This is a genomic window from Micromonospora taraxaci (assembly GCF_007830095.1).
Lineage (GTDB): Bacteria > Actinomycetota > Actinomycetes > Mycobacteriales > Micromonosporaceae > Micromonospora > Micromonospora taraxaci.
In genome coordinates this window covers 1,602,050-1,628,065 of record NZ_VIWZ01000001.1, presented here as the reverse complement: position 1 = coordinate 1,628,065, position 26,016 = coordinate 1,602,050, and the positions used below count along the sequence as shown (strand labels likewise).

Genomic DNA, 26,016 nt, shown 5'->3' with positions numbered 1-26,016 from the left:
GATGGCACAGCCGACCTACCAATGGCAACCCCCGGAGCGGGGCTGGCGCGAGCAGGACCTGTCCGACCTGCCTGAGGACGGTAACCGCTACGAGATCATCGACGGGAGCCTGCACGTGACACCACCAGCCGGTCCAGAGCACCATGAGCTGGCCGACGAGATCCGGATGGCGATCCGTCAGGCGGCTCCGGCTGGTTGGCGCGTGATCCGAGAGATCGGGGTGCAGGTCCCCGGCGGGAATCTCATCCCCGATCTGACCGTGTTGCGACCAAGCGCAGCGCGCGGGCGGATGTGGGCAGAACCGTCGAACATCGAGCTCGTCCTGGAAGTCGAGTCCACCGGGAGCCGTCGCCACGACCGCTTCACCAAACCTGCTCTCTACGCCGAGGCAGGCATTTCGCACTACTGGCGGGTGGAGCGGGGCGACTTCGGTCCGGTGATTTACCGCTACCGGCTCGGCAAGGGCGACCATTACGAGTTGCTGGGCACCGTCGGGCCGGACGACGCGGTAACCGTGGATGAGCCGTGGACGATGAGGTTGGAGCCGAGCGTCTGGCCCCGCTGAACGCGAGAAGCCCGGCCCGCTTTCCAGCGGGCCGGGCTTCGTCGTAGGAGGAGGGGCTCAGCCCTTGCCGGCGTGGCTGGCGAGCTGGTCGAGGCCGTTGATGATGCCGCCGGCCAGGTCGCCGCCGCTGAACGCGCCGGCCATGGAGAGCGCGGCGAGCTTCGCGTACGTGTCCGGGATGCGCTTGCGGGCGTACCGCCCGGTGATGATCTCCAGCTGACGCTGGTTGGGCGACACCGCGATCAGCACCGACTTGTCGGGGTCGGCGAGCTGGCGGTGCAGCCGCTGGGCGTGCTCCCGTACGGGCTCGTCGAGACCACCGACGAAGACCGAGAAGACCAGGCCGGTGCCCTGGTCGGCGAGGCGCAACGCCTCGTCGATGCGCAGCAACTGGCGGGTCGAGAAGGGCCCGTCCAGCACCTCGGGCGGATTCTCCGACCCGGTCTGCTTCTCACCAACGGTCACTTGCGCCTCCGGTTCCACCGGCCGGCGCCTCGACGCTGGCCTGCTCAAGCTTGCGGCTGGTCAGCGCGGGCGCCTGCGCCCCCGCCGTCAGCGCGGTGCCGGCCGAGTCGGCCAGCTGCTCCGGGCGGCCCAGGAACCAGACCGGAGTGAAGTCGAAGGGCCGGCCCGGGCGGTAGCGCTTGGCGCCACCCCCGCCGGTGGTGGCACCACCACGGCTGCCGGCGTAGGTGAGACCAGTGATGACCAGCACCGCGGCCAGCGGGATGCCGACGAAGACCAGCAACGTCTCGGTAACAGACAATCCCAACGCCCCCAGGCGGAAGAAGGACGACCTCGAACAGCCGGGTCGAATGGACGATCATGATGCCGGCCACCCGACGCCGTCACCATTCACGTTAGCGGAGTCGGCGGCCCGCCAGATTGCGGGGTGCCGATCCCATCCGTCACTTGAGTTCTCCAGTTGCGCAGCGGTCGCGATCAGCCGCGCGTCGTCACCGTACCGGCCCGTGAGCAGCACCCCGACGGGCAGTCCGTCGGTCGTGCTGCCCACCGGCAGGGAGACGGAGGGATCGCCGGTGACGTTGAAGACGGCGCAGTAGGGCGAGAAGCGGCGTTGCCTGTCGAAGTCGGCCGCCGGGTCACCATCGGCGGTGAACCAGCCCACAGGCGCCTGCGGGGCGGCCAGGGTGGGACAGAGCAGCAGATCGACCCCGGCCGTGCGGCGGGCGCCGAGGCGGACCTGCGCCTGCAACTCCCCCAGGGTGGCGGCGAGCGTGCCGGCGCTGATCTCGGCACCCCGGGCGCGCATCAGCCGCGTCAACGGCAGCAGCTCCGCCTCCCGTTGCGGCGGCACCGGGGAGAGCGCCAACACGTACCAGAGGATCTCGAAGAGCGGCCACACCGCCGGCGTGAGCGGCGGCGGGACCTCGACCACCTCGTGCCCGGCCGCGGCGAGCAGCGCGGCGGCGGAGTCCACGGCGGCCACGCAGTCGGGGTGCACCGGCTCGTCGGCGAGCATCGGCGTGGTGAACCGGCCGATCCGCAGCGGGCCGGGCTCGGCCCGGCGGGCCACACCCAGATAGCCCTCCGGTGGCGCGGGCGGCGACAGGTAGGGCTCGCCGGGCACCGGCACGGCCATCACGTCGAGCAGCGCGGCGACGTCGGTGACGGTCCGTCCGAGCGGGCCACCGGTGGGCAGGCCGAACGCGCCGGAGCCGACCGGCCCGCCGGAGACCAGGCCACGACTGGGCTTGTAGCCGACCAGGCCGCAGAGCGACGCCGGGATGCGCAGCGAACCACCACCATCGGAGCCCTGGGCGACCGGGACCAGCCCGGCAGCCACCGCCGCCGCCGCGCCGCCGCTGGACCCACCAGCGGTGTACGCCAGCTGCCACGGGTTGCGGGCGGGCGGAGCGACCCGGCCCTCGGAGTAGAGCGAACAACCCAGCTCGGAGGTTGTCGTCTTGCCCAGACTGACCAGGCCGGCGGCCTTGATGAACCGGACCACGTCGGCGTCGACCGGCGGGACGAAGTCGAGGAAGGCCGCCGAACCGAAGGTGGTGCGCACGCCGGCGGTGAGGGTCAGGTCCTTGATGGCGGTCGGCACACCGTGCAGCGGACCGCGTGCGTCGGTGGGAGCGGCGTCGGCGGCACGGGCGGCTTCCCGGGCCAGGTCCGGTGTGACGGTGACGAAGGCGCCCACTGTGTCACCGAGGGCGGTCACCCGCCGCAGGTGGTGCTCGACCAGCTCGACGCTGGACAGCTCGCCACGCGCGACGGCGGCTGCCTGCTCCAACGCGGTCAGGTCGTGCGGCTCGGCCATCAGGCCATCCTGCCGGTCGCCGGCCCTCGGCGCAGCCGACACGCGCTGCGTGCCGAAAACGGACCAACCGGACCTCGGCGTAGCTCTACGCCACGCGGTCCACGGATGCGGCGCGTGCGCGAAGCAGATCCACCGCATCCTCTCGCGTAATCGAGGGACAGCCGCCGCGTTCGTCGACAACTACGCTCCGCCCGAACGGCGAACGCAGAGTCAGGACGGGGATGTCGTGAAGAACAGGTGGCAACGGTGGCGAGCCGCACTCGCCGGGATGGTCACGATATTCATCGTCACGGCGGCACTCTCAGGTGGTGTTTCGGCGGCGCGGGCCGATGTGGTCGATCCGTCAACTGCGCCATCGGTGCGCAGCATCAGCTACAACGTCTGCGGCGCTGACGATTGTCAGAGCCCGCTTGACACGGCCGATTGGGTTGCGGCCCTTCGCCAACAGGTGACGGACTGGAATGCCGACGCCGTGATGCTCCAGGAACTGTGCATCGGGCAGTGGATCGGCCTGCGGAGCGCCCTGCGCGACCTCGGCTACCAGGCTGTCTGGACCAGCACCCTGGCCGCCTCGGGATGCGCTAAATGGGACGCTTCAGGGGACAACCGCTACGGTCTCGGCGTCTTCGTCAAGGCTGCGACGGCCGATCGGTACGTGGCTAACCTGACCGTCCCCACCGGGCAGGAGCCACGCGCGGTGCTGTGCGCACGCGCCGTTCTGGACGGTCGAGCCACTCTCGCCTGCAGCACCCACCTCGCCCAGTACATCAAGCCGGACAACGGCTCGTCGGAGATGATGGGACACGTCGACCAGTGGGCCGCTGGACTACCGGTGATCATCGGGGCCGACGTGAACGGGGTGCCCACCTCACCAGCGACAGACCCGATCCGCGTCGGCCTCCCCGGCACGGGTTCCTTCGCCGAGGTCGACGAGAACGACCGCCAGTACTTCACGCAGGATTGTCTGGACGCCGCGGTGGCAGCTTGTCGCAGTGGTGAACCGACCAGCATCGTGGGCGGCATCCCAAAGAAGTTCGACCACATCTTCCTCTCCGCGCAGGACTTCCACACCGTGCGCGGCGACGCGGTGGAGCCCGGCCTCTCCGATCATCTGCTCCTTCGAGGCGCTGCCTGGTTCGAGACCCGCCCGGGCTCCGCGGTGGCCGGCGACCTCAGCGACGACGGCCGGGCGGATCTGGTCGCCGTGGACACCAGCGGGGCCTTGCGGCTCTACCCGGGAATCGGGAATGGGCGGCTGCTGAACCCGTATCGCGCAGTCGGTACCAGTGGCTGGACAGACGCGCTGGTCGGACACCGCGGCGACTGGACCGGGGACGGCCACGAGGACGTGGTGGCCAAGATTGGTGACAATCTTTGGGTCTACCCGAACAGCGGCAGCGGCGCGCTCGGCAGCCGGGTGGCGATGGGCGGCCGGCCGAACGCTTGGAGCACCACCAGACAGCTCGCGTTGCCTGGTGACTTCACCGGCGACGGCTACCCGGACCTTCTGGCCCAGTCGAGCACCGGGCTCTGGCTGCATGCCGGCGCCCCCGCGACCAAGCCCGGCGTCTCCACTTCCGCCCCGCTGCACATCGGTGGCGTCGAGTGGGCCGACCTGGACGTCCTCGCGCCGGGTGACGTCGACGGTGACGGGCGGGTCGACCTCTGGGCGCGGGAGCGGAGCACCGGCCAACTGTGGCTCTACCGGAACGCGGGCGGGACCGGCCTGTTGCCACGGCAGCAGGCGAGCACGGGAACCTGGTCGTCAGGGGACCGACCGCTCGTCGTGTCACCCGGCGACGCGAACGGCGACGGCCTCGCGGACCTGTGGGCGACAACCGACTCGGGAGACCTTCTCCTTCACCTCGGCACGGCTGGAGGATTCGGCCCGGCGGGCACGATCGGCACCGGCGGCTGGTCAGGGATCCTGCGCATGAGTTGACCGGACCGGCGTTGGTAGGCCTCGCGCCTCAGGGGCGAGGCCTACCGAGGAAACGCAGGGCGTTGGCGGATCGGAGCTTGTCGCGTTGGGCGTCGGTGAGGAATTCGGCGTCGCGGACCACCGCGCCGGCCGGCCGTTCGCCCAGCGGGTACGGGTAGTCGCTGCCCACCAGCACCCGGTCCTCCCCCATCGTGTCGACCAGCAGCCGCAGCGCGGGCGCCGCGAAGACCACCGAGTCGACGAGGAACCGGTCGACGTAGCTGCTGGGCGGGGCGACGGACGCGCCACGCACCAGGTCGCCCCGGCGGTGCCAGGCGTTGTCGGCGCGGCCGAGCCAGAACGGGAAGCTGCCACCACCGTGCGCGAAGCAGATCCGCAGCGTCTCGGGCACCCGGTCGAAGACACCGCCCAGGATCATCGCCAGCACCGACAGGTGCGTCTCGGCGGGCATCCCGGTGAGCCAACGGGCCATCCAGCGGCCCAGCCGCGGACCGTCCGGCATGTCCCACGGGTGGACGAAGACAGGCGCCCCCACGTCGGCGCAGTGCTGGAGGAAGGTAACCACACCGGCGTCGTCCAGATCCCGGTCGCCGACGTGGTTGCCGATCTCCACACCAACATGACCGGCGGCGAGGCTGCGATCCAGCTCGGCGCAGGCGGCGTCCGGGTCCTGGAGCGGCACCTGACAGAACGGCACCAGCCGGTCGCCGCCGGCGGCGGTGACCTCCAGGGTCAGGTCGTTGAAGATCCGGGCGACCTTCACCGCCTGGTCGGCCGGGCGGTCGTAGCTGAAGAAGACCGGCGTCGGCGAGACCACCTGCACGTCCACGCCGTCGGCGTCCATGTCGGCCAGCCGCCGGGACGCGTCCCAGCACTCGGCGCCGACCGGGCGGAACTCCGTCTCCCCCACCATGATCATGGCGGCGCGCTCGGAGTCGACCCGCAGCCACGGCCAGCCGGACCCACCGCACGCCGCGCCGAGGTCCGGCCACCCCTTCGGTACGACGTGCGTGTGCACGTCGACCACACCTGCGGGCATCAGCCCTTGCCCGGGTGCAGGGTGCCGCAGTTGGCGCAGGTACGCGCCGCCTCGTCGGCGTAGAACGCCTGGAACACCGGCGGGAGGTCGGCGGCGATGTCGCGGACCTGCAACTCCACCTCGTGCACCTTGTTGCCGCACTCGGGGCAGTACCACTGGAAGGTCTCCAGCGTGCCCTCCTCACGGACCCGCTCGACGACCACACCGATCGAGCCGGCCTCCGGCCGCTGCGGGGAGTGCGGAGTGTTGCGCGGCAACATCCACATCTGACCCTCGCGCACGTGCACCGTACGCGGCCCCTCCGGGGTCATCAGGTTGATGTGCATGTTGCCCTTGACCTGGTAGAAGAACTCCTCGTACGGGTCCACGTGGAAATCGGTGCGCTGGTTGGGCCCGCCCACCACCATCACGATGAAGTCGTCGCCGCCGGGGAACATCTCCTTGTTGCCCACCGGCGGCTTCAACAGGTGCTGGTTGTCAGCGATCCAGCCCGGAAAGCTGAACGGTTCGGCGATCTCACTCACGACTGACCTCCTGAGGGAAGAAGGGCCACGGCCTGGATCTCGATGAGCAGGTGCGGGTGCGGCAACTGGTGCACCGCGACTGTCGTACGGGTCGGCCCGGACGCGTCGAAGAACTCCGCCCAGACCTCGTTGTAACCACCGAAGTCGTTCATGTTGACCAGGTACGACGTCACCTGGACAAGGTCGGTGAGGTCCGCGCCGACGGAACGCAGCAGGTCCCGCACATTTTCGATGACCGTGCGCGTCTGGACCCGGATGTCCAGGTTGGTAGTGCCGAGTTCGTCAACCTCGACACCGGCGAAACTGTTGTCCGGCCGCCGCGACGACGTACCCGAGACGAAGACGAACCCGCCCGCCACCTTGACGTGCGGGAAGGCCCCGCGAGGGACGGCCTTCCCCGCGACGACCCGCGCGGTCACGACGAAGCCCGCAGCGACGCGGTGCCGAGCTTCTCGACGACGGCGCGGACGTGTGCGCCGGGACGCAGCGGAACGGCCGCTGTCGCGGCGCCGGCCAGGAAGACCCAGCCGGACTCCAACCGCACCCCGTGCCGCCCGGCCAGCCGGATGCCCTCGTCGAGCGCCCGGCGCGGGTCACCGAGGATCGCGGCCGTCGAGCCGACCTGGGCCACGCGGCCGTCGACCTCCAGCAGCACGCCGAGGTTGTCCAGGCCCGCCGGCACCGGCGACCACGCCCCGATCACGAACGCGGCGGCGGAGGTGTTGTCGGCGATCACGTCCGGCAGCGAGAAGCGGAAGTCCGCGTACCGGGAGTCGATCAGCTCGATGGCCGGGGCGACCGCGCGGACCGCGTCGGCGAAGTCGCCGACCGGCTCGCCCGGTTCGGGCAGTCGGTCCAGCAGGAACGCCACCTCCGGCTCGACCCGGGGGTGGATGAACGCGGCCGGGTCCACCACGCCACCGTCGGGCACCCGCATCGCGTCGGTGAGCCGCCCCCAGATCACCTCGTCCACGCCGACCTGGGCCATCTTCGCCCTGCTGGTCAGGCCCATCTTCAGGCCGACCAGCCGCTGACCGGCGTCGACACGGCGCTGGAGCAGCGCGGCCTGCACGGCGTACGCGGCGTCCACGTCCAGGCCGGTCTCGGCGGCGAGCTGCGGGATCGCGGTGGCCGTGTCGGCCGCCGTGCCCAGCTTGTCGGCGATCCCCACGATGTCCGGTCCGATCATGCTGCGTCATCCTCCGTCCGCGACCGCGGGTCACGCGAACGCTCCGTACCGGCCAGGTCGAGTGCGACGTCCACGATCATGTCCTCCTGGCCGCCGACCATCCGACGCCGGCCCAGCTCGACCAGGATCGACCGGACGTCCACGCCGTACTTCGCGGAGGCCCGCTCGGCGTGCCGCAGGAAGCTGGAGTAGACACCCGCGTACCCCAGGGAGAGCGTCTCCCGGTCCACCTGGACCGGGCGGTCCTGCAACGGGCGGACGATGTCGTCGGCCGCGTCCATCAGCGCGAACACGTCACAGCCGTGCTTCCAACCGTGCAGCTCGGCGACCGCGACGAAGACCTCCAGCGGCGCGTTGCCGGCGCCCGCGCCCATGCCGGCGAGGGAGGCGTCGACGCGGACGGTCCGACCCGACGGCGACCCGAGTGGACCGTCGCCGAGGATCCGGCCGTGTTCAACGGCGAGCACGCTGTTGGCGACCCCGAGCGACAGGTTGTGGTGCGCGTGGATGCCGATCTGCGTCTCCGGTGCGAGGACCTGCCGGTACGCGTCGACCCGCTGCGCCACGTCGGACATCAGCAGCCGACCGCCGGAATCGGTGACGTAGACGCAGTGCGCCCCGTACGACTCCATCAGCTTGGCCTGTTCGGCCAACCCGGCCGGATCGTTCATGTGCGACATCATCAGGAACCCGGCGACGTCCATGCCGTTCTCCCGGGCCCACGAGATGTGCTGGGCGGAGATGTCCGCCTCGGTGCAGTGCGTGGCGATGCGCACGCTGGTCACCCCGAGCGCCTTCGCCGCCTTCAGGTCGGCGATGGTGCCGATCCCGGGCAGCAGCAGCGTGGTCAGCTTCGCCGTGGTCAGCACCTCGGCGGCGGCGGAGATCCACTCGGCGTCGCTGGCCGCTCCGTGGCCGTAGTTGACGCTGGAACCGGCGAGCCCGTCACCGTGCGCCACCTCGATGGCGGCCACACCGGCGGCGTCCAGCGCGGCGGCGATCGTCCGCACCTGGTCGACGGTGTACCGGTGGGCGATGGCGTGCATGCCGTCGCGCAGCGTCACGTCCTGGATGTACAGGTCGGTCATGCCACCGCTCCCGTCGACCGCAGGGCGACCAGCCGCTCCGCGGTACGCAGCGCGGCGGAGGTCATGATGTCCAGGTTGCCGGCGTACGCGGGCAGGTAGTGCCCGGCGCCGGAGACCTCCAGGAAGACCGACACCTGCAGGGCGGTGAGCTGACGCCCGAGCGTCGGCAGGTACGCCTCGACCCGGTCGAACTGCACGTCCTGCTTGAGCCGGTAACCGGGGACGTACTCCTGCACCGTCGCCACCATGTCCGCCACCGAGGCCGCGATGGCGTCGGTGTCGGCGTCGGCGTCCGGGCAGAGGCAGTAGACGGTGTCCCGCATGAGCAGCGGCGGGTCCGCCGGGTTCAGCACGATGATCGCCTTGCCCCGTTCGGCTCCGCCGACCACCTCGATGGCCCGGGCCGTGGTCTCGGTGAACTCGTCGATGTTGGCCCGGGTGCCCGGGCCGGCCGAGCGGGACGCGATCGAGGCGACGATCTCCCCGTACGCCACCGGGGTGACCCGGCGGACGGCGGCGACGATCGGCACTGTGGCCTGTCCGCCGCAGGTCACCATGTTGACGTTCGGCTCGTGCAGGTGCTCGTCGAGGTTGACCGGCGGCACCACGTACGGGCCGAGCGCGGCCGGGGTCAGGTCGACCACGGTGCGGCCGTGCGCCCGCAGCACCTCGTCGTGGCGTCGGTGCGCGCCGGCCGAGGTGGCGTCGAAGACCAGCTCGACGTCGGCGAACTCGGGCATCGCGACGAGCCCGTCCACGCCGTCGGCGGTGGTGGCGACGCCGAGGCGGCGGGCCCGCGCCAGGCCGTCGGAGGCGGGGTCGATGCCGGCCATCGCCACCATCCGCAGGCTGTCACTCAGCCGCAACACCTTGATCATCAGGTCGGTGCCGATGTTTCCGGAACCGAGCACCGCCACCCCAGTGGTCACGCGGAAACCTCCTTGCTGAAGCAGGTGCGCACCGAGCCGAGCCCGGAGATCCGGGCCTCGTACGCGGCACCGGGGGTGACCGGCACCATCGGGCCGAGCGCCCCGGAGAGCACCACGTCCCCGGCCCGCAGCGGGTCACCGGCGCGGGCGAGGGTGTCGGCCAGCCAGAGCAGGGCGTGCAGCGGGTTGCCCAGGCAGGCCGCGCCCGCGCCGACCGAGACCGGCTCACCGGCGTGCTCCAGCACCATGCCGCACAGCCGCAGGTCCACGTCGGCGAGCCGACGCGGGGTGGTGCCGAGCACGAAGAGCCCGCTGGAGGCGTTGTCGGCGACGGTGTCCACGATGGAGATGTCCCAGGCGGCGATCCGCGAGTCGACGATCTCGATCGCCGGCAGCACGTGGTCGACAGCGCGGATCAGGTCGACTGTCGTGATCTGCGGATCTGGGAGGTCCTTGTCGAGCACGAACGCGATCTCCGCCTCGACCCGAGGCTGGAGCAGCCGGTCGATGGGCACCTCGACCCCGTCGCCGACCGCCATGGCGTCGGTCAGCATGCCGAAGTCCGGTTGGAACACCCCGAAGGTCTCCTGCACCGCCCGGGAGGTCAGCCCAATCTTCGCGCCGACCCGGCGTTCGCCCCGGCCCTGCCAGGCCCGCGCCTGGAGTTGCTGCACGCGGTACGCGGACTCGACGTCGCCCTCCGGCAGCAGCCGCCCACGCAGTGGTGGGCACGGCTTGCCGGTGCTGCGGGCGTCGGCCAACTCCCGGTTGGCGGCCTCGATGTCAGCTTCCATGCCCGCTCCCTCGCTACGGCTCACGACAGGTCCACGCAGACGTTCGTCAGTTCGGAGTAGAAGTTCAGCGAGTGCACGCCGCCCTCGCGGCCGATGCCGGACGCCTTCACCCCGCCGAACGGGGTACGCAGGTCACGAAGGAACCACGTGTTGACCCAGACGATGCCGGCGTCCAGCCGGGCACCGGCCCGGTGCGCGACACCCACGTCCCGGGTCCACACGGTAGCCGCAAGGCCGTACTCGGTGCCGTTCGCGAGGGCGTACGCCTCGTCCTCGGTGTCGAACGGCGCGACGTGCACCACCGGGCCGAAGATCTCCTCGCGGTTGGTGCGGGCGTCCGGGCCGAGCCCGGTGAGCACCGTCGGCTGCACGTACGACCCGCCGTCGCGGGTGTCGCCGAAGGTGGGCGAGCCGCCGCCGGTCAGCACCTCGGCGCCCTCGGCCCGGGCCAGGTCGTACGCGCCGAGCACCTTCGCCCGGTGCTGGTGGGAGATCAGCGGCATGGTGGCGGTCGCCTCGTCGGTCGGCCAGCCGTACGCCAGCTCGCCGGCCCGCTTCGCCAGTCGGGCGGTGAACTCCTCGAAGACCGGACGCTGCACGTAGATGCGCTCGGTGCAGAGGCACACCTGCCCGCCGTTGGTGAAGCTGGACCGCACCGAGCCGGCCACCGCGGCGTCCAGGTCGGCGTCGGCGAAGACCAGGCCGGCGTTCTTGCCGCCCAGCTCGAAGCTCACCGCCTTCACGCCGTCGGCGGCGGCCCGCATGATCGCGCCGCCGGTGGCCGACTCGCCGGTGAAGGTGATCGCGTCCACACCCGGGTGGCGGGTGAGGAACTCCCCCGCCGAGTCCGGCCCGAACCCGTGCACCAGGTTGAACACGCCCTCCGGCACGCCTGCGGCGGCCATCACCTCGGCGAGCAGCGTCGCCGAGGCGGGCGTCTCCTCGCTGGGCTTGACCACCACGGCGTTGCCGCAGGCCAACGCCGGGGCCACCTTCCAGGTGAGCAGCAGCAGCGGCAGGTTCCACGGCACGATGACAGCGACCACGCCGACCGGCTTCCGCACCGCGTAGTTGAGCGCCCGGCCGCCGGTCGGGGTGACAGTCGTGAACGACTCGGTGGGCGCGGTCGCCACGATCTCCGCGAACGCCCGGAAGTTCGCCGCCCCACGAGGGATGTCCAGCGTGCGGGCCTGCGCGATGGACTTGCCGGTGTCGGCGACCTCGGCGGTGACCAGGTCGTCGAAGCGGCGCTCCAGCTCGTCGGCGACCCGGCGCAGCACCTCGGCCCGTTCCCGCTCGCCCATCCGGCCCCACGGCCCGCGTAGCGCCGCCCGGGCGGCGGCCACCGCATCGTCCACCGTGGACTTCGACGCCTCGACGACCTCGAAGACCTGCTCGCCGGTCACCGGGCTGGCCTTCGTGAACGTCGACCCTCCGTCGACGAACTCACCGGCGACGAAGTTGCGCAGCCGCTGCGGTTCGCCGTGCCCGTGGCCGGCCATCAATTGTGGATCCCAGGTGCCGGTCATGCTCGCCTCCCTCGACTGAGTGCCGCGCCGATCGCGCCGACCAGCAGCACCGCAGCTCCGCCGACGACCGCGCCGAGCACCCGGTGCTGCCGGCGCACCCGGCGGCGCACCTCCGCGTACGGGGTGGTGGAGAACGACACCAGTTCGTACTGCGAAACGTACCGGCCGGGCAGGGCCCGTTCCAGAGCGTGCTCCACCCGCCGCCGGGCCTGGAAGACCGGCGAGGCGACCTTGTCCCGCATCTCCACGAAGTTGGTCAGCGCCATCGTCGCGATGGCCTCGGCGTTCTCCTGCCGGCGTCGCTGGAACAGCGGCAACGCCGCCGCCCAGTCGTCGGCGCACTCGTCCAGGCAGCGGTCCAACTCGACCACGTCCTCGAACGCGCAGTTGGCACCCTGACCGTAGAAGGGCACGATCGCGTGCGCCGCGTCTCCCAGCAGACCGACGTTCCCGTTGACCTGCCAGGGCGTGCAGCGGACCGTGCCGAGCACGCCCACCGGGTTCTGCTGGTAGTCGTCGACCAGGTCCGGGGCCAGCGGAACGACGTCCGGGTAGTGCTCGGCGAAGTGCCGTTCGATCTCCGCCGGGCCGGTCAGCGAGGCGAAGCTGCCGGCACCGTCGTTGGGCCAGAACAGCGTGCAGGTGAAGGAGCGGTCCGGGTTCGGCAGCGCGATCATCATCGAGGTGCCCCGCGGCCAGATGTGCAGGGCGTCCGGGTCCAGGGCGAAGTCACCGCCCAGCGGCGGGATCGTCAACTCCTTGTAGCCGTAGTCGAGGAAGTCCACGCTCTCGTCCAGCAGCCCGTACGCGAGCAACTGCCCCCGCACCGCGGAGCCGGCCCCGTCGGCGCCCAGCACCACCGACGCCTTGGCCGCGACAGTGCCCTGCGGGGTGTCGAAGCTCAGCGAGCCGTCGGTCGGGTCGAGCCCGACGAGCCGGTGGTCGAAGACGACCCGCACCCCGGGCAGCGCGGCGGCCTCGTCCAGCAGGGCGTTGTTCAACGCGCCCCTACTGATCGAGTTGATCGCCCGGTCACCGGCGGCGCTGTACGACTGGAACTGCTGCTCCCCCTCGACCGGGTGGATCATCCGGCCCCGCATCGGCAGCGCGTCGGTCATGACCTGCTCGGCGAGCCCGATGCGGCGCAACGCGTCCAGGCCGCGCTCGGAGAGCGCCAGGTTGATCGAGCGGCCCCGCTCGGCCGTGCCGTTGCGTGGGTCGGAGCGGCGCTCGTAGAGGGCCACCGGATAGCCCCGTCGGGCCAGGAAGCACGCGGCCAGACAGCCGGCCAGCCCGGCACCGATGATCGCGACCTCGTCGCGCTGCTTCGTCATGAGGTCACCCGGCCCACCGTAGCCGCCAACGCGGCAGCGGCACGCCAGCAGTCGAGGTACGTGGAGTAGAGCGGCACCGGGGCGAACCGGACGATGTCCGGTTCACGGGCATCGGCGATGACGCCGTGCTCGTACCGCAGGCGTTTGGTCAGCTCGGCGGCGCTGCCGGCGCCGATGCGCACCGAGAGTTGGCAGCCACGCCGGGCGGGGTCGCGCGGGGTGACCACGCGCAGCGGCCGGTCGACGACGACCTCGTCGAGCAGCGACTCCAACCAGCCGGTGAGTCGCAGGCTGCGGGCCCGCAGCGCCGGCATGCCGACAGTGTCGAACAGCTCCAGTGAGGTACGCACCGGGCCCATCGCGAAGATCGGCGGGTTGGAGATCTGCCAGGCCTCCACAGTGGCCGGTGGCCGGGATACCGGCGTCATCTCGAACCGGGTGGCCGCCGCGGTGCTCCACCAACCCTCGAAACGGGGCAGGTCCGGATCGCCGAGGTGCCGCTCGTGCACGAAGACACCCGCCAGGGCACCCGGGCCGGAGTTCAGGTACTTGTAGGAGCACCAGGCGGCGAAGTCGACGTCCCAGTCGTGCAGGGCCAGCGGCACGTTGCCGACCGCGTGGGCCAGATCCCAACCGACCACCGCGCCGGCAGCCCGCCCGGCAGCCGTGATCGCCGGGATGTCCAGCAGCTCACCGGTGAGGTAGTTGACCCCGCCGAGCAGCACCAGGGCAACCCGGTCGCCCTCGGCGGCAAGGTAGTCGGTCACGTCCTCGGTGCGCAGCGAGGTCTCGCCGTCGCGCGGGCGCAGCCGGACCACGGTGTCGTCCGGGTCCAGGCCGTGGAACCGGGCCTGGCTGCGCACCGCGTAGCTGTCCGAGGGGAACGCGGCGTCCTCGATGACGATGCGGGTGCGGGCGCCGGCCGGGCGGTAGAAACTGACCATCAGCAGGTGCAGGTTGACAGTGAGCGAGTTCATCACCACGGTCTCCGCGGGCCGGCCGCCGACCAGTCGCGCGGCCGGCGCGGTCAACAGCTCGTGGTACGGCAACCAGGCGCGCTCCGCCTCGACGTGCCCCTCGACGCCGAGCCGCCCCCAGGCGTCCAGGTCGGCGAGGAGTTCGTCGCGGGTGGCCCGGGGTTGCAGGCCGAGCGAGTTGCCGGCGAGATACGCCGACTCGCTGTGGTCGCCGCCGTCTGCCGGCGGCACGTGGAACAGGTGCCGGTGGCCCGGGTCGGACTCGTCCAGGCGGTGTGCTTCTTGAACAGGGGTGTGCATGTCTCGCTCTCCGGTCACATCGCGGTGCGGGCCGACCACAGCTCCGGGAAGACCACCCGGGCCATGCTGCGTTGCAGCCACGCCAGGCCGGCGGAGCCTCCGCTGCCGACCTTCGCACCCATCGTCCGCTGCACCGCCTTGACGTGGTTCCAGCGCCAGTCGCCGAACTCCTCGGCCACCGCGCTCAGCGCCTCGCCGAGCATCCGCAGGTGGTTGTCCGGGGAAGCGTCGTCGTAGATCCGCACCCAGGCCGCCTCCACCGACGGCTGGGGATCGTGTTCGACGGCCACGTCCCGGTCGAGCAGGTCGGCGGGGAGGTCGAAGCCACGCCGGGCGAGCAGCGCGACCACGTCGTCCCAGAGGCTCGGGGCGGCCAGCGCGGTGGTCAACGCGGCGTACACCTCGGTCTGCCGACGGAACGGTCGGATCAGCGTCGGGTCGCGCAGCCCGAGGAGAAACTCCAACTGCCGGTACATGGCCGACTGGAAGCCGGAGGCCTCGCCGAGCAGGTTGCGGAACCGGTTGAAGTCGGCCGGGCTCATCCAGCGCAGACCCTGCCAGGCGGCATTGAGCCCTTCCAGGTGCAGCTTGGCCCGGCGCAACGGGGCCAACGACTCCCAGACCTGGTCGGCGCGGATCAACCGTTGGGTCTCCCGCAGCTCGTGGCAGGTCAACCCGAAGTACAGCTCCATGATCTGACTGACCATGAGGAAGGACATCTCGCCCGGGTCGCTGCTGAGCGGGTGCTGCATCTGGTGCAGGGCGCTGGCCTGCACGTACGCGTCGTACGGCACCATGTCGGCGAACTCCAGCGTCGGCTCGCCGCCGGTACGTTCCGCCTGCTGCGCACGCTGCACAGGGGTCACCGGTCGCACCGTGGCGCGGCGGTTCGGCGCCCGCCGCTCCGTCTGATCCACCATCTCGTCTCCCTCCCCCGGACTGGCCGACGTCATGATCCCGCGGTCGGAACGGCCTGTGGAATGCCAAATCAACGGCTCTCGCCGCCATCTCCTGGCGAACCAAAGGCAACTAGGCGAAGTCGGTTCACGAAAGTAAGGTCTGAGCGTGGACGACATGGACTGGGCGCTGCTGCGCGAGTTGCAGGCCGACGCGCGGCTCTCCTTCAGCGAGCTGTCCCGGCGGGTGCACCTGTCGCCACCGTCCGTCGCGGAGCGGGTCCGCAGGCTGGAGGAGTCGGGCGTCATCACCGGCTACCACGCCCACGTCGACCTCAGCCGGGCCGGTCGCACGGTGGTCGCCCTGATCCGGATGTCCTGCTACGGCGCGCGGTGCATCCTGCACGACTCGTCCGTCGCGGGCTGGCCGGAGATCCTGGAGATCCACCGGATCACCGGGGACGCGTGCAGCGTGCTGAAGGTGGCCGCCGGGTCGATCGGCGCGTTCGAGGGAGTGATCGACCGGCTCGCCCCGTACGGCCAACCGTCCAGCACGATGGTCCTCTCCTCCCCGCTGGGCTGGCAGCCGATCACCCCGCTCCCCTCGGCCCCTGCCACCCCGCGCCAACGCTGACCCACCCCACCCCTGCCCGCCTGCGGGTTTGCCCCCGCGCCAGCGGGAAAGCAGCGCGCGTGCCCAGGGGAGGGTTCCGGCGGTCGTCGCCGGTTGGGGGGTAATCATGCAGGGAATCCGCACTGTCAACCGCGCGCTCTCGTCCGTATTGACACTGGTGGGGCTGATCGGGGCGTTCGTCCTGATGTCGGCCGCCCCGGCGCGTGCCGGTGAGAACACCTTCGTCGAGGTGACACCGAACAGCGCCCAAGCCGGCAGTCGGGTCACCATCCGGGCGAACTGCGACAACGACAACAACAGCCGGCAGTCCAGCGTCCACTCCGACGCGTTCGGGCACGTGACGCTCAGGCCGGACAAGGGCTTCCTGACCGCGCAGGCCTCCATCCCGAGGGACAAGCAGGCCGGTGACTACCCGGTCGACCTGCGCTGCGAGAACGGGCAGACGGCCTCGACCACGCTGACCGTGCTGAACATGGCCTCACCCAGCAAGGGACCGGCGACCGGGGGCGGTGGGACGGCCGGCGGTCGCGGCACCGGCTCGCTGCTGGTGCTCGGCGGCGTGGCACTGGTAGGCACCGCCATCGCGCTCGGCATGGCCGGCGGTCGGCGTCGGAGCGGAGCCGGCTCCTGAGCCGGACGACCCATGACCCGCAGATCCGCGCGTGCGCGGCCGGACCGCCGCGCCCGCCTCCGGGCCGGGCCGGCGCTGCGCGCGTCCGGCCGGCTGGTGGCCCGTGCCTCCCGCCGGTTGCGTCGGGTCGCCGGGCAGGCCGGGTTGGCCAGCGTCACCACCACCGATCCGGCCGCCCAGCCACTGTCACCGAGGCGTCCGGCCGGAGCACCGTCGCCGTCGACCCGACGCCGCTTCGGTACGAGCCCGGGACTGCCGGTGCTGGCCGTCGCCACGCTGATGGTGCTGATCGTGGCGATGCTCGGCGTCGAGCAGGTGACCGGCATGAGTTTGTTGCCGGACCGGATCAGCGCCGGCCTGCGGCAGCCGCCGAAGAAGTTCCCGGTGCTGTCGTCGAGCCGACCGACCAGCCTCGCCATCGAGAAGATCGACCTGCGGGCACCGGTGCACGACGTGGGCATCGCCCCGGACGGCACCATCGCCGTACCGGACGCGACCCGCGCCCAGGAGGCCGGCTGGTACGACCAGGGGCCCACCCCCGGCCAGTACGGCCCGGCGGTGATCGTCGGGCACGTCGACACCACCAGCGGGCCGGCCGTCTTCCACCAGCTCCGCGAACTGCGCTCCGGTGACCAGATCGAGGTCACCCGCACCGACCAGAGCGTGGCGGTCTTCGAGGTGGATTCGGTGGAACGGTTCGACAAGGGGCGACTGCCGGTGGACGAGGTGTACGGCGACTTCAGCCGCCCGAGCCTGCGGCTGATCACCTGCGGCGGCCAGTGGGTCGGCGGTGAGACCGGCTACTCGGACAACGTGGTGGTCTTCGCGTCGCTGGTCAAGGCACGTCATGGCTGAGGTCGGCTGTCGAGGTACTCGGCGAGCCGTCCGGCCCCGGTGAGCATGGCCTGACCGCGCTCGGTGAGCCGTTTCCGCCACTGGCTCAGTGATCCGGCGAGTGCTTCGGCGCCGCCGGCGTCGCGTACCCGACGCAGCACGGTGGCGATGTGGTCGAGCCGGTAGCCACCCCTGCGGAGCAGGTGGGCGAGTTCCGCGTCCCGGACGTCGTCAGGTGCGTAGACGCGGTGCCGGGTGCCGGGGTCGCGCTGCGGGCGCAGAACGCCGGCCAGCTCCCACTTGCGCAGGGTCGCGGGTCGCAGACCGAGCCGGTGTGCCACCACGCTGATCGGTACGGCAGCTCGAGTCTGCGGTGCGGGCTCTGCCCCGACGAGCGTCGCGACCGCCGTCTCGACCGCGTCCAGGGTTTCCCGGTCGCGGTGCAGCAGGCCGTGACTCTGGTCGATCGTGCGCAGAGCCGTGTCGATCTCGCCCCGGTTGACGGCGCGCATGATGTCGCCGCTCGCCGCATGACCGTGGCCCACGATCAGCGCCAGGTAGGCGCTCAACGCCTTGGCGTGCACCTCGGTGAACCGACGGTAGCCGTTCAAGGTGCGTTCGGCGGGCGGCAGGACGCCCTCCCGCTCGTAGTTGCGGACAGCCTGCGCGGAGAGCCCGTGCCGGCGCGCCAGATCGACCGGCCGGTACTTACCGCCGTTTGAGGGTTTGACAGCCTCCACCGCGCTCCTTCGCTCGGAAGCTTAAACGGGTGGTTCAACGATACGGTTGATGCAATGACCACCCTTCTCGACCTGCTCGTCGGATCACCGTCCCTGCTGGCGCTCGGCGAGCCGACGCACGGCGAGTCCGCCTTCCTCCAGCTCCGCAACGAGGCCTTCCTGACGCTGGCCGAGCATGGCTACCGGTCGATCGCCCTGGAGAGCGACCGGGCCGCAGGACTGATCGCGGACGAGTTCGTCCACGGCGCGGCCGTGCCGCTCGACCGCGCGCTCACCGAGGGGTTCAGCCACGGGTTCGGCAGCGCACCGGCCAACCGTGACCTGCTCCTGCGCATGCGCGAGTGGAACGCCGGTCGGCCGGACCGCGAGCGCCTGAGGTTCCACGGCTTCGACGCCCCGCTGGAGATCGAGGGCGCCCCGAGTCCGCGGCGCCACCTCACCCGGGTGTGCCACTTCCTCTGCGACGACCGGGAGGCGGAGATCGATGCCCTGGTCGGGGACGAGGAGCGGTGGAGCGACACCGCCGCGATCTGGGAGCCGGGCAGGTCAGTCGGGCGCTCGACCGACGCCCAGCGTCTGCGGGTGCTCGCCGACGACCTGCTGACCGAGCTGTACCTCCAGGCCCCTCGGCGACCCGAGGGCTGGCAGGCGGCATTCGTCCACGCCACGTCCGCGGTCGCCCTGCTGCGCTACCACGCCGCGGCCGCCGCGCCACTGCCGCCGGAGGAGCGCTTCGCCCGTTTGGCCGGGGTGCGGGACGCGCTGATGGCCGAGAACCTGCTCGCGATCCGGGCGGCCGAGGCAGACCGTGGGCCGACGCTGGTCTTCGCGCACAACACGCACCTCCAGCGTCACGGGAGCACGATGACGATGGGCGGAACGGAGATGTCGTGGGCGGGTGCCGGCGCGATCGTCGCATCGCTGCTGGGTGACCGGTACGCGGTGATCGTCGGCAGCCTCGGCGTGAGCCCGGCGCTCGACATCGCGGCACCCGCCGCGTCGACCTACGAGGGCAGACTCCAGCAGACGGTCAGCCTTCCCGGCTATGTCCGAGCCTCCGACATCGGCCCAGCGGAACGGCGGGAGCACGACTACCGGTACTTCCCACTGGATCAGGCCGCCGTCGAGAACGCCGACGCCGTCCTGCACATCCCGACCGGCGTCGACCCGAATGTGCTCGCCGCTCGCATCCTCGCGCTTCCCGGCGTCGAGCAGGTGGTGGCGAGCGAGGAGAACGGCTCGCCGGAGGGCGCCTGGGGCGACCGGTTCTTCTCTGTCGGTCCGGACCGACGTCAGCCGTTCGCCACCATCGTCGAGCACGACGTGCCCGGCTTCGACGAGGCCTCCCAGCTGGACCGACCCGGGGTCTTCCGCCTCAACCTGGACCTGGGCCGAGCCGAGTTCGAGCGGCTGTTCGGCTTTCCGCCCAAGGCGTTCGAGGACCACCGGGACGCATTCGACTTCGCCCGGCTGGACACCCTCCTGCCGCACCCGTGCTACGCCCTGTACGCCTTCGGCAGCGTCGTCATGCCCGGCCCGCAGATGCTGCCCGAGATCGACCGGCTACTCGCCATCGCGCACGCCCGCGCGACAGAGCGGCACGAGCGCGCGGCACGCCGGACAGCCGACCAGCAGGAGTGAGCCGGTCATCATGCGCCTCGGTCCCGACCGCGACGGGGAATCAGGCCGCGGCTTCGGGCTCGCGCAGGTCGAGCCAGTCGGCCCAGCGGGGGTCGGGCGCGCGGTGCCCGAGGACCCGCCAGGCGGTGCCCTTCGGCGCGGCCGGTAACGCGTGCAACCGCCAGCCCATCTCGGCCGGGGTCTTGTCACCCTTGGTGTGGTTGCAGCGGGCGCACGCGGCGACCACGTTCTCCCAGGCGTGCCGGCCACCCCGGCTGCGCGGAAAGACATGGTCGATGGTCTCGGCCGGACCTCGGCAGTAGGCGCACCGCCACCCGTCCCGGGCGAAGATCGCACGTCGCGACAGCCCGACGTGCGTTCGGTAGGGCACCCGGACGAAGCGCGTCAACCGGACCACTGACGGCACCGGCAGCGCGTCGCGGGCGCTGTGCAGGATGCCGTCGCCGTCGGCGACGCAGACTGCCTTGGCGGAGAGGACGAGGATCGCGGCTCGGCGCACCGACACGACACACAGCGGCTCGTAGGTGGCGTTGAGGACCAACGCGCCGGAGCCCACCGTGGGTCGTATGTCAGGCATCGCGATCACCCTCCCGGTTCAGCGGCTGCTGGGAACCGCCGCCGACCGGGGCAGGGCACGACGGCCCAACCGATCGACGTCGGGCCGATCACCGACGTCCGTTGCGCCAATAGTCCCTGATCGGAACCCGGATTGCACGTACTAATCCCTCATGGGGTATGAGGATCATCCGCGTCGGGCCCGATCGCCATGCCGACCTGGGAGAAGTCCGGCGTTGCCGGGCACTGGTCGAGACCGCTGGTCAGCTCCGGAGCGCTTGACCTACGCTCCGACGGCCGTCGCCGACCAGAAGGCATGACACCGGGCCCTATCGTCACGGGCATGATCGGCAAGCCCGCCGCACTGGCAGCGGCATGCCGACCACGGCGACAGGTCACCCGGCCGGTGGGTCGGCGACGGACCCTCCGGCCCCTTGCGGTACGAAGACAAGGTGAGTGCCGCCAGCGTGACGCCCCTTGCCCTGTCCGATGCCGTTTCGGTGAACTGCCAGGGCAGTTCCTCCTGCGAGTTCCTGTACGAGTTGACCAGGTCGGCCTGGTTCGCCGAGGGCAGTTACTGGATCCTGCTCAAGCCGCTACGGGTGCTGCTGATCCTGGCACTGGCGATGGTGGCCCGCTGGGCGGTGCACCGGACGATCAACCGGCTGGTCCGGACGACCACCGACGGTGCGGTGCCGACGATGCTGCGCCCCCTGCGCGAACGGGTGCCCAGCGCGGCGGTCGACCCCGCCGAGTTCGTGCCCGAGCGGCGACGGCAGCGCGCCGAGGCGATCGGATCCGTGCTGCGAAGCCTGACCACCGCGTTCGTCTTCGGCATCGCCCTGCTGATGATCCTGCGCGAGTTCAACTTCGACCTGGCTCCGTTGCTGGCCAGCGCGGGGATCGCCGGCGTGGCACTGGGCTTCGGCGCGCAGAGCCTGGTCAAGGACCTGATCGCCGGCCTCTTCATGCTGATCGAGGACCAGTACGGCGTGGGCGACAACGTCGACCTGGGTGAGGCGATGGGCGTGGTCGAGGCGGTCGGTCTGCGCGTCACCACAGTGCGCGACGGTCGCGGGGTGCTCTGGTACATCCGCAACGGCGAGATCATCCGGGTGGGCAACAAGAGCCAGGGCTGGGCCCTGGTGGTGGTGGACCTGCCGATCGGGTTCAACAGCACCGAGGAGGCCACCGCCGTCCTGCGGACCGCAGCGGCCTCGGTCGCTGTGGACCCGGAGCTCTCGCCGGAGATCGTCGAGGCGCCGGAGGTGCTGGGTGTCGAGCAGGTGACTGTCGACGGGGCGGTCATCCGGACGGTGGTGAAGACGACAGCGGACGGGCAGTTCGCGGTGGGCCGGGAGCTGCGTCGGCGGCTCGCGGAGGCGCTGGAGAACTCGGGGATCACCGCGCAGATCGCTGCCGCCCGTATCTTTCCCGGGCTGCCGACCCGGCCGTTGTCCGACAACGAGACCGGTCAGGGCGGCGCCACCTGACCCACGCGAAACTGGCCGCCGATGCAGGGGTCGCGAGCCGCCTGGCCCCTCAGGTATCGTCCGTTCGTTCAGTCGGGGAAGCGACGATCGATCCGTTCGCCCTAGCTAGTTGTCAGACGATCGGGCAGAATCCGGGGCACGCGTTCCCGCCGGAGCGTGATCACATCCTCGCTGATCCGCAGATCTGACGAGTGCTTCCGGCCGGGCTGCCACGAGCGGCCAAACCGGGGCCGATGGAGGCGACGGTGCCCGACGAACGACCTTCCGCGGAAGGCCCAGCCACATTTCGCGAGGTGTTCGCCCAGCACGAGTTTCGGGCCGTCTTCGTTGCTGGCGCGCTCTCCTGGGTCGGCGACTACGTCGCGAAGGCAGCCGTCACCCTTCTGGTCTACCAGCAGACCCGCTCCGTCGCACTCTCCGCAACCGCCTTCGCCGTCAGTTTCCTGCCCTGGTTGCTCGGTGGTCCCGTGCTCGCCGCGCTCGCGGAGCGGTATCCGTACCGACGGGTGATGGTGGCGTGTGACGTCATCCGGATGGCGTTGATGCTGCTGATCGCCATCCCCACCCTGCCGTATCAGGCGGTGCTGGCGCTGATCTTCGCGGCCACGCTGGCCAATCCGCCGAGCCAGGCGGCGAAGTCCGCGCTGATGCCGCAGATGCTCAGCGGGGACCGGCTGGTGCTCGGGCTGTCCCTCAACAGCAGCATCGGGCAGGCCGCCCAGGTCGTCGGGTACGTGTTCGGCGCCGCCGTCGCCTCGATCGACCCGGAGGTCGCGTTGCTGTTCAACGCGGCGACGTTCGGCCTGTCGGCGCTGCTGGTGCGACTCGGCGTACGGGACCGGCCGGCGTCCATGACTCCCGCACACCGCAGCCATCTGCTGCGGGAGACCCGCCAGGGTTTCAGCATTGTGTTCGGCACTCCGGTGCTGCGGTCGATCGCGGTGCTGGTGTTCAGCGCCATGCTCTTCTCGATCGTCCCCGAGGGCCTCGCCGCGGCCTGGGCCAACGAGGGCGCCAAGGGTGGTCTGAGCACGGGTGCGGCCCAAGCGGTGATCATGGTGGCCAACCCGGTCGGTTTCATCCTCGGCGGGTTGCTGGTGAGCCGGCTCTTCGGGCCGGCACGCCGGATGAAGCTGATGCGGCCGCTCGCGGTCTTCGCCCCGCTGGCGCTGGTGCCGGCGCTGTTGAACCCGCCACCGCTGGTGGTGGCGTTGCTGGCCGCCCTCTGCGGTTTCGCGGTCGCCGGCATGCTGCCGATGGCCAACGGGCTGTTCGTCCAGGCACTGCCCAATGGCTTCCGCGCCCGCGCCTTCGGTGTGATGGCCTCCGGCGTGCAGGTCATCCAGGGTCTCGCGGTGCTGGCCACCGGGCTGCTCGCCGATCGGTTCCCCATCCCGGTGGTGGTCGGGCTCTGGAGTGCGGCTGGCGTCGTGCTCATGGCGGTGGCCACGCTGAGCTGGCCGGACCGGCAGACTGTGGACGACGCGATCGCCGAGGCGTCGGCGGCCAACACCGAAGCACCTCACAGCACGGGGCGCCCCGGCAACGGTGGCACGGCCGGCGCTCCCGAGCCGCGTTCCGGCGACGGACACCGCCGCCACGCGGTCACCTGATTCGCCGGGCCGACGCCGACGCGAGCCGGCCGGGTCGGCGATCTCGGGCATCCGGGCCCGTCGACCCGGCGTGATCCGACGCACGCCGTGCGGGTCGGGTCGGCGCGGAGCACACCTGGCAGGATGGAACGGTGAACCCCGCAGGTGAATCCGACCGTCCTGGTGCGTCGATGACCCTCTTCGAAGCGGTCGGCGGCGAGCCCACCTTCCGCAGGCTGGTCGACGAGTTCTACGCCGGTATCGCCACCGATCCCCTGCTGCGGCCCATGTATCCGGAGGAAGACCTGGGGCCGGCCGCGGAGCGGATGACCCTGTTCCTGATGCAGTACTGGGGCGGCCCCAACACGTACTCCGCCCAGCGCGGCCACCCGCGGTTGCGGATGCGGCACGCGCCCTTCCGGATCGGCGCGGCCGAGCGGGACGCCTGGTTGCGGAACATGCGCCGCGCGGTGGACCGGCTCGACCTGGAGCCGGAGATCGACGCCACGCTCTGGGACTACCTGGAGCGGGCCGCGTACTTCATGGTCAACGTCGAGGACGACCCGGCCAACGGCGTCTGACCCAGCCGGGGCGCGCGCGGCGTCAGAGCAGCGCGCCCTCGTCGTGCAGCCAGTCCACGAAGCTGGTGGCCACCGCCGCGCCGCAGTCGAGCATCTCGACCAGCAGCGCGTCGTGGGTGCCGGCACCGAGCGGCACCTGGAGCTCGGCGTAGATCGGCAGCTGCCCTCGCTCGGTCGGGTCGCCGATGTACGCCTTGCAGAACCGGCGGGTGTGGTTCCACTCGTTCACCACCCGGTACGCCCGGTCAGCCCAGTCCGGCGGGACCGTGGCGTGCGGGCGTGCCCGCATGACCAGGATCTCGTCCTCTGGCCCTTCGAGGGTGACCAGCACGGCGTGCCGCTCCCACATGGCCAGCAGGTTGCCGTCGCCGTCGGCCAGATAGCGCACGTCGAGCAGGTCGAGTGCGTCGCAGACCCGGCGCAGACTCACCGCCTCGACGGTGGCGGGCATCTCGGTCAGCACGGGCCGCTCGTTGGACGGGCAGTCGTCGCCCGGCTGGCGAGGGCTGGGCGGCCCGATTCGGACCGCGCTTTCCATCGTGATCCCGCTTCGGGTTTCCGGATCGCCGCCGTCGGCGGGACCGGGGCGCCATGACCACCACGGCATTGCTCGCGCACCTCACTCCCCAGCGGATCCAGCCGCCTACGGTGCGTTGGATCCGAGGATGGACGGTACCCGGACAGCCGAGTTGAGGCACCCCCCCAACGACCGCCCCAGCCCAGAAGAATGACCAGGGGTCATCCGTTCGGACGAGTACTCAGGGGTGTTACGGCAAGATCCGTGGCCTTCTGCGACCATGCGGCTCCGTATGGTCCCACCAGGCCGACCCAGCGACCCGCCACCCGCACCTGAACGTTGGGGTCGCCGGGGCCGGCGGACGGGCCGTCAGCGGCCCCGAGGAAGCCCATCCGGACCACCGCCTGCACCAGCCGCTGCGGCACCTCCACCGGGACGGCGGGCGCCTCTTCCGGAGTGACCAGCACCGCCACGTGGTCGAGCAACGCGTCGCGTAGAGCACGCTGGCCCACCGCGCGGCCGGCCACTCCCTGCTCGCTGGCCGTCCGCAGGGTGCCCGCCGCTGCCTGCGCGATCCGGCGCAGCTCAACGACGGGCAGCACCTCCACCTGCCTGCTCCGCGCCGGGGGCAGTGGCCACCGCCACTGCGCGTCCCGACGCGTCGGCAGGGCCACGCCACCGCGCTCCAACTCGGCCAGCAACTCGGCGGCGGCCACCGTGACGTCCTCGGCCGGCCCGCCGGCCACCGTGCGGACCACCAGGACCTGCCAGGGCAGCCGGGCCCAGAGGGCGACCCGGTCAGGGCCGCCGGCCGGACGCAGCCGGACCGGTGCGAGCGGATCCAGCCGGACCAGACGGGCCAGGAAGGCACCGGCGTCCGCCACCCCGGCGACCCCGTGTGTCGGGGTCGCTGCCGCCCGGCCCGGCTCCGTCGTACCCGGTCGGGTCACACCACACCTCCGCCCTGCGGGGCGTACGTGAGCAGGAAGTCCCGCTCCTCCGGAGTGATCCGCCGGGGCACCTGGCGGGTCAGGTCGAACGGCACCAGCACCGAGCGGGCACGGCTGGCCAGCACCTCACCGTCGTACAACTCGTAGGCGACGGTGAACCGGGAGGCCCGGATCTCCTCCACCCACAGCTCGATCCGGACGGTCGGCGCGGCCTCCGCGGTGGCCCGACCCAACGCGTAGTCGACCGGGCGCAGGTAGTCGACCTCGTGTCGGCGGATCACCACCCCGTCGGCGAACGAGCCGACCCCCCAGGCCCGGCCGCCGGCGAACATCAACGCCACCCGCGCCTCCTCGTACAGGGTGAGGAAGCGCGAGTTGTTGACGTGGCCGTACGCGTCCAGGTCGGACCAGCGCAGCGTGCAGTGGTAGACGAACCGGTCGGACACCGTTTCCGC

At 71.3% G+C, this 26,016-nt stretch carries 28 protein-coding genes; 9 read left to right on the top strand and 19 right to left on the bottom strand.

The features are described from left to right. Window position 1 precedes the first annotated feature (1 nt). Window positions 2-565, top strand: a complete 564-nt coding sequence (locus FHU34_RS07745) for a Uma2 family endonuclease (protein WP_145779347.1) — start codon at window positions 2-4, stop codon at window positions 563-565. A 57-nt stretch (window positions 566-622) separates the two neighbouring features. On the opposite strand, the gene FHU34_RS07740 is transcribed toward FHU34_RS07745, so the two are convergent. Genes FHU34_RS07740 through FHU34_RS07730 form a run of 3 tightly spaced genes read right to left on the bottom strand, consistent with a single transcriptional unit; the run spans window position 623 to window position 2,852 of the window. Next, window positions 623-1,030, bottom strand: a complete 408-nt coding sequence (locus FHU34_RS07740; RefSeq protein ID WP_088988018.1) for a DUF5130 family protein — start codon at window positions 1,028-1,030, stop codon at window positions 623-625. Further along, window positions 1,017-1,337, bottom strand: a complete 321-nt coding sequence (gene ctaJ, locus FHU34_RS07735) for an aa3-type cytochrome oxidase subunit CtaJ (RefSeq protein ID WP_460717485.1) — start codon at window positions 1,335-1,337, stop codon at window positions 1,017-1,019. The genes FHU34_RS07740 and ctaJ overlap by 14 nt, the downstream gene beginning before the upstream one ends. Window positions 1,338-1,388: 51 nt before the next feature. Then, a complete protein-coding gene (locus tag FHU34_RS07730; RefSeq protein WP_145779346.1) occupies window positions 1,389-2,852 on the bottom strand; it encodes an amidase in 1,464 nt (487 codons plus the stop codon). Between the two features lie 268 nt (window positions 2,853-3,120). On the opposite strand from FHU34_RS07730, the gene FHU34_RS07725 reads away from it, so the two are divergent. Beyond that, window positions 3,121-4,794, top strand: a complete 1,674-nt coding sequence (locus tag FHU34_RS07725; protein ID WP_145785480.1) for an FG-GAP-like repeat-containing protein — start codon at window positions 3,121-3,123, stop codon at window positions 4,792-4,794. Window positions 4,795-4,822: 28 nt separating this feature from the next. Here FHU34_RS07725 and FHU34_RS07720 read toward each other — a convergent pair whose 3' ends face one another. From FHU34_RS07720 to FHU34_RS07670, 11 genes are read right to left on the bottom strand one after another with little or no spacing between them, the layout of a single operon-like run. After that, entirely contained in the window at window positions 4,823-5,833 is a 1,011-nt protein-coding gene (locus tag FHU34_RS07720; RefSeq protein ID WP_145779345.1) for an amidohydrolase family protein, read from the bottom strand. Continuing rightward, window positions 5,833-6,357 (bottom strand): 3-hydroxyanthranilate 3,4-dioxygenase, encoded by a 525-nt coding sequence (locus FHU34_RS07715; RefSeq protein ID WP_145779344.1) that lies wholly within the window; start codon window positions 6,355-6,357, stop codon window positions 5,833-5,835. Before FHU34_RS07715 ends, FHU34_RS07720 begins: the two co-directional genes overlap by 1 nt. After that, window positions 6,354-6,776: a RidA family protein gene (locus FHU34_RS07710; RefSeq protein ID WP_145779343.1), complete on the bottom strand. Its 423-nt coding sequence runs from the start codon at window positions 6,774-6,776 to the stop codon at window positions 6,354-6,356. Before FHU34_RS07710 ends, FHU34_RS07715 begins: the two co-directional genes overlap by 4 nt. Further along, complete coding sequence (locus FHU34_RS07705; protein ID WP_145779342.1) at window positions 6,773-7,546, bottom strand: 2-keto-4-pentenoate hydratase; 774 nt, start codon at window positions 7,544-7,546, stop codon at window positions 6,773-6,775. Before FHU34_RS07705 ends, FHU34_RS07710 begins: the two co-directional genes overlap by 4 nt. Further along, window positions 7,543-8,634 (bottom strand): 4-hydroxy-2-oxovalerate aldolase, encoded by a 1,092-nt coding sequence (dmpG, locus tag FHU34_RS07700; RefSeq protein WP_145779341.1) that lies wholly within the window; start codon window positions 8,632-8,634, stop codon window positions 7,543-7,545. Before dmpG ends, FHU34_RS07705 begins: the two co-directional genes overlap by 4 nt. Further along, window positions 8,631-9,563 carry an acetaldehyde dehydrogenase (acetylating) gene (locus FHU34_RS07695; protein WP_145779340.1) on the bottom strand — a complete coding sequence of 311 codons (933 nt, stop codon included), beginning with the start codon at window positions 9,561-9,563 and terminating at the stop codon, window positions 8,631-8,633. Before FHU34_RS07695 ends, dmpG begins: the two co-directional genes overlap by 4 nt. Next, window positions 9,560-10,357, bottom strand: coding sequence for a 2-keto-4-pentenoate hydratase (locus FHU34_RS07690; RefSeq protein ID WP_145779339.1), 798 nt, complete (start codon window positions 10,355-10,357; stop codon window positions 9,560-9,562). The genes FHU34_RS07695 and FHU34_RS07690 overlap by 4 nt, the downstream gene beginning before the upstream one ends. A gap of 20 nt (window positions 10,358-10,377) precedes the next feature. Then, window positions 10,378-11,859, bottom strand: a complete 1,482-nt coding sequence (locus tag FHU34_RS07685) for a 2-hydroxymuconic semialdehyde dehydrogenase (protein ID WP_425280566.1) — start codon at window positions 11,857-11,859, stop codon at window positions 10,378-10,380. 23 nt (window positions 11,860-11,882) lie between these two features. Continuing rightward, the gene (locus FHU34_RS07680) at window positions 11,883-13,220 is read right to left on the bottom strand and encodes an FAD-dependent oxidoreductase (RefSeq protein WP_145779337.1); all 1,338 of its coding nucleotides are present in this window, start codon (window positions 13,218-13,220) and stop codon (window positions 11,883-11,885) included. Beyond that, a complete protein-coding gene (gene kynU, locus FHU34_RS07675) occupies window positions 13,217-14,497 on the bottom strand; it encodes a kynureninase (protein WP_145779336.1) in 1,281 nt (426 codons plus the stop codon). The genes FHU34_RS07680 and kynU overlap by 4 nt, the downstream gene beginning before the upstream one ends. A 14-nt stretch (window positions 14,498-14,511) precedes the next feature. Beyond that, a complete protein-coding gene (locus FHU34_RS07670) occupies window positions 14,512-15,414 on the bottom strand; it encodes a tryptophan 2,3-dioxygenase (protein WP_145785479.1) in 903 nt (300 codons plus the stop codon). A 148-nt stretch (window positions 15,415-15,562) separates the two neighbouring features. Here FHU34_RS07670 and FHU34_RS07665 point away from each other — a divergent pair, with 148 nt between their 5' ends. From FHU34_RS07665 to FHU34_RS07655, 3 genes are all read left to right on the top strand, one after another. Next, window positions 15,563-16,027: an Lrp/AsnC family transcriptional regulator gene (locus tag FHU34_RS07665; protein WP_145779335.1), complete on the top strand. Its 465-nt coding sequence runs from the start codon at window positions 15,563-15,565 to the stop codon at window positions 16,025-16,027. Between the two features lie 106 nt (window positions 16,028-16,133). Continuing rightward, window positions 16,134-16,658 (top strand): hypothetical protein, encoded by a 525-nt coding sequence (locus tag FHU34_RS07660; protein WP_208744940.1) that lies wholly within the window; start codon window positions 16,134-16,136, stop codon window positions 16,656-16,658. A gap of 75 nt (window positions 16,659-16,733) precedes the next feature. Continuing rightward, window positions 16,734-17,513, top strand: coding sequence for a class F sortase (locus FHU34_RS07655; RefSeq protein WP_208745127.1), 780 nt, complete (start codon window positions 16,734-16,736; stop codon window positions 17,511-17,513). Here the strand turns inward: FHU34_RS07655 and FHU34_RS07650 are convergent. Beyond that, window positions 17,504-18,232, bottom strand: coding sequence for a MerR family transcriptional regulator (locus FHU34_RS07650; RefSeq protein ID WP_145779333.1), 729 nt, complete (start codon window positions 18,230-18,232; stop codon window positions 17,504-17,506). The two genes, FHU34_RS07655 and FHU34_RS07650, sit on opposite strands and share 10 nt — an antisense overlap. A 54-nt stretch (window positions 18,233-18,286) precedes the next feature. Here FHU34_RS07650 and FHU34_RS07645 point away from each other — a divergent pair, with 54 nt between their 5' ends. Further along, window positions 18,287-19,873: a DUF6194 family protein gene (locus FHU34_RS07645; protein ID WP_145779332.1), complete on the top strand. Its 1,587-nt coding sequence runs from the start codon at window positions 18,287-18,289 to the stop codon at window positions 19,871-19,873. Window positions 19,874-19,913: 40 nt separating this feature from the next. Here the strand turns inward: FHU34_RS07645 and FHU34_RS07640 are convergent, their stop codons facing one another. Continuing rightward, window positions 19,914-20,450, bottom strand: a complete 537-nt coding sequence (locus FHU34_RS07640) for an HNH endonuclease (RefSeq protein WP_030333470.1) — start codon at window positions 20,448-20,450, stop codon at window positions 19,914-19,916. Window positions 20,451-20,862: 412 nt separating this feature from the next. Here FHU34_RS07640 and FHU34_RS07635 point away from each other — a divergent pair, with 412 nt between their 5' ends. The 3 genes from FHU34_RS07635 to FHU34_RS07625 all read left to right on the top strand — a co-directional run bounded on the left by FHU34_RS07635 (window position 20,863) and on the right by FHU34_RS07625 (window position 24,094). Continuing rightward, window positions 20,863-21,921 (top strand): mechanosensitive ion channel family protein, encoded by a 1,059-nt coding sequence (locus FHU34_RS07635; RefSeq protein WP_145779331.1) that lies wholly within the window; start codon window positions 20,863-20,865, stop codon window positions 21,919-21,921. A gap of 233 nt (window positions 21,922-22,154) precedes the next feature. Continuing rightward, window positions 22,155-23,534 carry an MFS transporter gene (locus FHU34_RS07630; protein WP_145779330.1) on the top strand — a complete coding sequence of 460 codons (1,380 nt, stop codon included), beginning with the start codon at window positions 22,155-22,157 and terminating at the stop codon, window positions 23,532-23,534. Window positions 23,535-23,665: 131 nt separating this feature from the next. Next, the gene (locus tag FHU34_RS07625; protein ID WP_145779329.1) at window positions 23,666-24,094 is read left to right on the top strand and encodes a globin; all 429 of its coding nucleotides are present in this window, start codon (window positions 23,666-23,668) and stop codon (window positions 24,092-24,094) included. 22 nt (window positions 24,095-24,116) lie between these two features. On the opposite strand, the gene FHU34_RS07620 is transcribed toward FHU34_RS07625, so the two are convergent. The 3 genes from FHU34_RS07620 to FHU34_RS07610 all read right to left on the bottom strand — a co-directional run bounded on the left by FHU34_RS07620 (window position 24,117) and on the right by FHU34_RS07610 (window position 26,007). Further along, window positions 24,117-24,701 (bottom strand): type III secretion system chaperone family protein, encoded by a 585-nt coding sequence (locus FHU34_RS07620; RefSeq protein ID WP_145779328.1) that lies wholly within the window; start codon window positions 24,699-24,701, stop codon window positions 24,117-24,119. Between the two features lie 131 nt (window positions 24,702-24,832). Further along, window positions 24,833-25,561: a DUF8185 domain-containing protein gene (locus tag FHU34_RS07615; protein ID WP_145779327.1), complete on the bottom strand. Its 729-nt coding sequence runs from the start codon at window positions 25,559-25,561 to the stop codon at window positions 24,833-24,835. Continuing rightward, window positions 25,558-26,007, bottom strand: coding sequence for an acyl-CoA thioesterase (locus tag FHU34_RS07610; RefSeq protein ID WP_145779326.1), 450 nt, complete (start codon window positions 26,005-26,007; stop codon window positions 25,558-25,560). The genes FHU34_RS07615 and FHU34_RS07610 overlap by 4 nt, the downstream gene beginning before the upstream one ends. Between the last annotated feature and the right edge of the window lie 9 nt (window positions 26,008-26,016).

Coding starts and splice junctions, on each gene's coding strand:
- FHU34_RS07745 (WP_145779347.1), top strand. CDS start 2: ATGGCACAGCCGACCTACCAATGGCAACCCCCGGAGCGGGGCTGGCGC.
- FHU34_RS07730 (WP_145779346.1), bottom strand. CDS start 2,852: ATGGCCGAGCCGCACGACCTGACCGCGTTGGAGCAGGCAGCCGCCGTC.
- FHU34_RS07725 (WP_145785480.1), top strand. CDS start 3,121: ATGGTCACGATATTCATCGTCACGGCGGCACTCTCAGGTGGTGTTTCG.
- FHU34_RS07720 (WP_145779345.1), bottom strand. CDS start 5,833: ATGCCCGCAGGTGTGGTCGACGTGCACACGCACGTCGTACCGAAGGGG.
- FHU34_RS07705 (WP_145779342.1), bottom strand. CDS start 7,546: ATGATCGGACCGGACATCGTGGGGATCGCCGACAAGCTGGGCACGGCG.
- dmpG (WP_145779341.1), bottom strand. CDS start 8,634: ATGACCGACCTGTACATCCAGGACGTGACGCTGCGCGACGGCATGCAC.
- FHU34_RS07690 (WP_145779339.1), bottom strand. CDS start 10,357: ATGGAAGCTGACATCGAGGCCGCCAACCGGGAGTTGGCCGACGCCCGC.
- FHU34_RS07685 (WP_425280566.1), bottom strand. CDS start 11,859: ATGGCCGGCCACGGGCACGGCGAACCGCAGCGGCTGCGCAACTTCGTC.
- FHU34_RS07680 (WP_145779337.1), bottom strand. CDS start 13,220: ATGACGAAGCAGCGCGACGAGGTCGCGATCATCGGTGCCGGGCTGGCC.
- kynU (WP_145779336.1), bottom strand. CDS start 14,497: ATGCACACCCCTGTTCAAGAAGCACACCGCCTGGACGAGTCCGACCCG.
- FHU34_RS07660 (WP_208744940.1), top strand. CDS start 16,134: ATGCAGGGAATCCGCACTGTCAACCGCGCGCTCTCGTCCGTATTGACA.
- FHU34_RS07645 (WP_145779332.1), top strand. CDS start 18,287: ATGACCACCCTTCTCGACCTGCTCGTCGGATCACCGTCCCTGCTGGCG.
- FHU34_RS07640 (WP_030333470.1), bottom strand. CDS start 20,450: ATGCCTGACATACGACCCACGGTGGGCTCCGGCGCGTTGGTCCTCAAC.
- FHU34_RS07630 (WP_145779330.1), top strand. CDS start 22,155: ATGGAGGCGACGGTGCCCGACGAACGACCTTCCGCGGAAGGCCCAGCC.
- FHU34_RS07620 (WP_145779328.1), bottom strand. CDS start 24,701: ATGCCGTGGTGGTCATGGCGCCCCGGTCCCGCCGACGGCGGCGATCCG.